This window comes from Streptomyces sp. C (assembly GCF_000158895.1).
GTDB lineage: Bacteria > Actinomycetota > Actinomycetes > Streptomycetales > Streptomycetaceae > Streptomyces > Streptomyces racemochromogenes.
The window spans coordinates 370,523-373,999 of the sequence record NZ_GG657750.1 but is presented as its reverse complement, the minus strand read 5'-3'; the positions used below and the strand labels follow the sequence as shown (position 1 = coordinate 373,999).

Below are 3,477 nucleotides of genomic sequence, written 5' to 3'. Positions count from 1 at the left end.
GCCGAAACAGTGGACCGAGACCCTGGGCGTGCCCGTCACCGGCGCCGGCGACGACTTCTTCGCCACCGGCGGCAACAGCCTCGCCGCCGCGCAGCTCACCACCCGGCTGCGCACCCGCTACCCCGCAGTGGCGGTCCTCGACGTCTACCAGAACCCGACGCTGCGCAAACTGGCCCGGCGGCTGGAGCGGTCCGTCCGCGAGGACGGCGACGCCCGCACCGTCGCACCGGTCCCGGCCCGCGCCAAGGCCGCCCAGTGCCTCCTGCTGCTGCCGCTGTTCACCCTCGTCGGCCTGCGCTGGACCGTCGCCCTGCTGGCACTCGGCAACCTGCTGCACCGCCTCGGACCGTACCCCTGGGCACCCACCGCCTCCTGGTGGTACGTGGCCGCCGGCGCGGCCCTGCTGTTCAGCCCGCCCGGCCGCCTCGCCATCGCCGCCGGCGGCGCCCGCCTGCTGCTGCGCGGGGTACGGGCAGGCCGTCACCCGCGCGGCGGCAGCGTGCACCTGCGGCTGTGGACGGCCGAACGGCTCGCCGAGTGCTCCGGCGCCACCTCCCTCACCGGCCCCTGGCTCCAGCGATACGCCCGCGCCCTCGGCGCCCGCCTGGGCCCCGACGTGGACCTGCACTCGCTGCCCCCGGTCACCGGCATGCTCCGGCTCGGCCGCGGCTGCGCCGTGGAATCGGAGGTGGACCTCAGCGGGCACTGGCTGGACGGAGACCGCCTGGAGATCGGTTCCGTCCGGATCGGCGCGGGCGCCGTCGTCGGCACCCGGAGCACGCTCTTCCCCGGCGCCCGCGTCGGCAAGCGGGCCGAAGTGGCCCCGGGCTCCGCCGTGGCCGGACAGGTCCCGGCCGGGCAGCGCTGGGGCGGCGCCCCCGCCGTCAGGCTCGGCCGGGCCAAGCACGACTGGCCCGGGGAACGCCCGCCGCGCGCCCTGCTCTGGCGGGCCATGTACGGAGCCACCGGTTTCTGCCTCACCGCCCTGCCGCTGCTCGCCGCGCTCCCCGCGCTGCTCGTCGCCGGGCGGTTCGTACCCGCCGGCGCCGGACCCGCCGGGGCCCTGCGCGGGGCGCTGCTCGCCGTCGTGCCCGGTGCGCTCGCCTTCGTCCTGGCGTACGCGCTGCTCGTCCTGACCGCCGTACGCCTGCTCAGCCTCGGGCTGCGCACCGGGAACCACCCCACCCACAGCCGCGTCGGCTGGCAGGCCTGGGCGGTCGTCCAGCTGATGGACCTGGCCCGGGCGACGCTCTTCCCGCTCTACGCCGGGCTGGTCACCCCCGTGTGGCTGAGACTGCTCGGCATGCGCGTCGGCCGGGGCGCCGAGGTGTCCACCGTGCTCGCCCTGCCCAGCCTCACCACCGTGGGCGACGGCGCGTTCCTCGCCGACGACACCCTGACCGCCCCCTGCGAACGCGGCGGCGGCTGGATGCGGATCGGCCGCTCCGAGATCGGCCGGCGGGCGTTCCTCGGCAACTCCGGGATGACCGCGCCCGGCCGCAGCGTGCCGGACGGCGGGCTGGTCGGCGTCCTGTCCGCCACTCCGAAGAAGGCCAAGAAGGGCAGCTCGTACCTGGGCCTGCCCCCGGTGCGGCTGCCCCGGTCCGCCGCGGCCGCCGACGGCAGCCGCACGTACGACCCGCCCGCCCGGCTCCTGTGGGCGCGCGGCCTGGTCGAGGCCTGCCGGCTGGTGCCCGTCTTCTGCTCGGCCGGCCTCGCCGTCCTCACCCTGGCGGCGCTGTGCGCGCTGGCCGCGACGCCCGTGCTGGGGGTGCCGGGGGCCGCCCTGCTGTCCGGGGCGGTCCTGCTCACCGCGGGCGCGGCCGCCTGCGCCGTCACCGTCGCGGCCAAGTGGCTGCTGGTCGGCCGGCACCGGCGGGCGGAACACCCGCTGTGGAGCGGCTTCGTCTGGCGGGGCGAACTGGCCGACACCTTCGTGGAGGTGCTGGCCGTGCCCTGGCTCGCCGGAGCCGTCCCCGGAACCCCGCTGCTGGTCCTGTTGCTGCGCGGGCTCGGGGCGCGCATCGGCCGGGGCGTGTGGTGCGAGAGCTACTGGCTGCCCGAGACGGACCTGGTGACCCTCGGCGACGCGGTCAGCGTCAACCGGGGCTGCGTGTTGCAGACGCACCTCTTCCACGACCGGATCTTGCGGACGGATACTGTGGTCCTCCGCGAGGGCGCCACCCTGGGCCCCGGCGGAATCGTCCTGCCCGGGAGCACGGTGGGGGCACGCAGCACCCTGGGTCCCGCCTCCCTCGTGATGGCCGGGGAGTCCGTCCCCGCCGACACCCGCTGGCTGGGCAATCCGATCGAGGCGTGGCGGTCCTAGCCCGGGGACCGCGGCACAGAGCGGGGAGCGGAACCGGCGATGAGCGGCCAGAGCACGGCGGTGGACCCGTACTTCCCGGACAACGGCGACCCCCGGTACCGGGTGCACCGCTACGAACTCGCCCTGGAGTACCGGCCCGGCCCCAACCGGCTGGCCGGCACCGCCCGCCTCAGCGCCATCGCCGGACCGGCCCCGCTGGCCGAATTCCACCTGAACCTGGCCGCCTTCCGGATCGGCCGGGTTCTGGTGGACGGGCGTGCCCCGCACTACACCCACCGGGCCGGCCGGCTCCGCGTCCGCCCGGCCAAGGCCCTGCGCGCCGGGGCCGCCTTCACCGTCGAGGTCCACTGGGCGGGCAACCCGAAGCCGGTGCGCAGCCCCTGGGGCGGGCTCGGCTGGGAGGAGCTGACGGACGGGGCGCTCGTGGCCAGCCAGCCCGTCGGCGCCCCGTCCTGGTACCCGTGCAACGACCGGCCCGCCGACAAGGCCGCCTACCACATCTCCCTGAACACCCCGTCCGCCTACACGGTCGCCGCCGTCGGCCGCCTCCTCACCCGGACCACCAGGGCGAGCACCACCACCTGGGTGTACGAGCAGTCCGCACCCACCCCCAGCTACCTGGTCGGCCTGGCCATCGGCCAGTACCAGACGGTGCTGCTCGGCGACCCGGGCCTCGGCGGGGTGCCGCAGACCGCGCACGTGCCCGCCCACGTGCTGCCGCGGTTCTCCCGGGACTTCGCCCGGCAGCCCGCCATGATGCGGCTCTTCGAGGAGCTCTTCGGCCCCTACCCCTTCGGCGAGTACGCGGTGGTCGTCGCCGACGAGGAACTGGACGTCCCCGTGGAGGCGCAGGGGCTGTCCCTGTTCGGCACGAACCACGTGGACGGCGCGCGGGGCTGGGAGCGCCTCGTCGCCCACGAGCTGGCCCACCAGTGGTTCGGCAACAGCGTCGGCATCGCCGACTGGCGCCACATCTGGCTCAACGAGGGCTTCGCCAAGTACGCCGAATGGCTCTGGTCGGAGCGCTCCGGGGGCCGCAGCGCGCACGAGCACGCGACCGCCGCGCACCGGCTGCTGGCCTCGCTGCCGCAGGACCTGCGGCTGGCCGCCCCGGGCCGCAGGCTGATGTTCGACGACCGGCTCTACCA

2 protein-coding genes are annotated in these 3,477 nt (G+C 76.0%); both read left to right on the top strand.

All coding sequences use genetic code 11. The features are described 5' to 3' along the window. Positions 1 to 2,329: Pls/PosA family non-ribosomal peptide synthetase (locus tag SSNG_RS01880; RefSeq protein WP_241694970.1), on the top strand; the 2,329-nt coding region annotated here is incomplete at its 5' end. 39 nt (positions 2,330 to 2,368) lie between these two features. Beyond that, positions 2,369 to 3,477, top strand: a 1,109-nt coding sequence (locus tag SSNG_RS01875; RefSeq protein WP_042800389.1) for a M1 family metallopeptidase, incomplete at its 3' end; no start/stop codon positions are given.